At 41.9% G+C, this 2,397-nt stretch carries 1 protein-coding gene; it reads right to left on the bottom strand.

Annotated elements, in window-relative coordinates; translation table 11 throughout:
* Positions 1-59: 59 nt before the first annotated feature.
* Complete coding sequence (ltrA, locus tag ACM0OZ_RS48470) at positions 60-1,811, bottom strand: group II intron reverse transcriptase/maturase (protein WP_414590094.1); 1,752 nt, start codon at positions 1,809-1,811, stop codon at positions 60-62.
* Positions 1,812-2,397: the final 586 nt, after the last annotated feature.

The following is a 2,397-nucleotide window of genomic DNA, read 5'->3' as shown; positions in this document are numbered from 1 at the left end:
ATTAAACTCAACGAATTTGTCACCAAATCCGTTGGTCTTCAGAACCGTGCATGAAACTTTCACTTCACACGGCTCCTCAACGATTTGACCCTTGTCATGGGTACATCTCTCTTCCATTGCTCGATATCCTTTATATTGCAAATATCGTTGGCTGTTTTATTGTGATGACAGTGAGTGTGTAACAGTTGTAGGTTGTCGTATACATCCTTCCCTTTCTTATATTTGGGAATGATGTGGTCTACTTCTGTTGCATCATCTTCTCTGAAGAATAAACCACAGTGTGTGCATTTCCCTTTTTGCTTTTTCAGCAGTAGCGAAATTCTTTTCGGTACTAAGGGATTTTCACGTTTTCGTATGCTCCAATATTTCAATTTACCGTCAAATGGGGAAGCATTGCCTTTAATCTTCACGTGTCTGACAATCTTCTTGTCATCGTGGTTTATTAAAGTATATGTTTGCTCATCCATTGAATCAGTAAATCCCCAATTGTCATTTCCTAGTGTGTGCCAATATTTATTCTTGACCCAATTCCAGGATTTGTTTTTGTGACGACGTTTTGCCCATCTTACTAACCGTTTAAACACTAGGTGGTCTACCTTTTTAAATGCTTCAGCACTTACTACCGTGGAATAGTAGTTACACCATCCGCTTATCACGGGGTTTAACATCCTAATCAGCACTGCTTGTGGTGAAGATTTATGGTGATCAACAATTGCGTTTATAGCTTTGTAGTGTTGTTTTATGGCTTTCTTGCTGGGTTTAATGAGTGTTTTAAACCCCATCTTCTTCCCGTGACCATTCTTTCCAGATTGGTGAGTACCTACCTTATGCTGTTGAATATTGAATCCTAGGAAATCAAATCCAGTTTTCATAGAGTGGGCAATTCGGGTTTTGTCAGGGTTTAATTCTAGCCCCATGTTTCCTAACCACTCTGCTATTAGTTTCTTTAGGTCTTCTATTTGTCGGACTTCAGGAGCAAACACTAGGAAATCATCTGCGTACCTTATTAAGGTTATTGATGAATGTGTGGCTTTAGTACCTGTGCGTCGTGCATAATCTTTTGCTACTCCCTCTATCCCATGTAATGCAATGTTTGCGAGTAGCGGCGAGATTACTCCACCTTGAGGAGTTCCCTCCTCGGTGTCAAATAGTTGTCCTTTATCAATCACTCCTGCCTTCAGCCAGGCTTTAATTACCTTCCGAAGTGAAGGGAATGTGTTGATTTTTTCCAACAGTTTTTGGTGGTTAATTTTATCAAAGCATTTTGAAATATCGGCATCTAGTACCCATTTCTGAGTAAATGTGATGGTTCCGAATATTGCTTCGATTGCATCATGGGCGCTTCTTCCTGGTCTAAATCCGTAGCTGTTAGGTTCAAACTTTGCTTCCCATTCTGGTTCTAGAGCCAGTTTGACAAGCGCTTGTTTTGCCCTATCACATAAAGTGGGGATACCTAGAGGACGCTTTTCAGCTTTTCCTGGTTTTGGAATCCATACCCTTCTAGTTGGCTTAACCTTTTGGTTAAACTTTATTTCTTGAGTTAGACGGATTCTTTCTTTAGGGGTTAAGGATTTTACTCCATCTACCCCCGCCGTGTTCTTCCCTCTATTCTCTTGGGTTACTTTACGTACTGCTAAAGCTTTGGCTGACCATGACCTCATTAACGTCTTTTCGAGCTTACGAACTGCTTTACTATCACCACGTAGAGATGCTTGGTAAATTCTTTTCTGAAGCTTATACACAACCTTTTCTAGCTTGCGCCAGTTGATTGAGTTCCATTCCACCATCTGATTTCTCAGTGTTTTAGACATATGAACTTCCTATTTGGACTTTACCATTCAAATCATCGTGAGTACGTTTGCATATCCTTACCATTACGGTAAGGCGTTAGCTTCTTACTCAATCTCACCTGTTACCGCATCCGGTTAGTACCTACTCAAGTATTCGACCTCTTGAGAGCAAATAGCAGGTTACTTCGTTCCGAGTAATAATACTGTGTACATTTAGAGTGGCGCTCTCCTCCGGGTTTATCGGGAGTGCATACTGGTCGATGGCTGATTCGCCAGTCCCATTGCCTTTGCCGTTTTGGCTGTAGCGCATAAAGCCTTATTCCGCTACGTATGGTTGACGAAGGTTAAACGCGCCTTCAAGCTTGCGCTTTACTCATGTGTACTTTGCTCGACGGTGTTACCAGTTTAGGCTCCCAGTAATTTCGCCTTTCATTCCCGCTTTACGGATTGATGACTAGTCGCTACCGTAGGGAAAGTGCTTTCACCTCTGCACTTGAGGGGTAGGATTTTCACCTACATTATTACCCAGTTGTGTGAGGACAATTCCTCACCGCTTAATCCCCTAGAACCTTTTACGGCGTCTAGTTTCTAAGCAACGAATCGCACC

The sequence above is a fragment of the Scytonema sp. PCC 10023 genome (assembly GCF_963920835.1).
Classification (GTDB): domain Bacteria; phylum Cyanobacteriota; class Cyanobacteriia; order Cyanobacteriales; family Nostocaceae; genus Kalymmatonema.
This window is presented reverse-complemented; position numbering and strand designations above follow the sequence as displayed.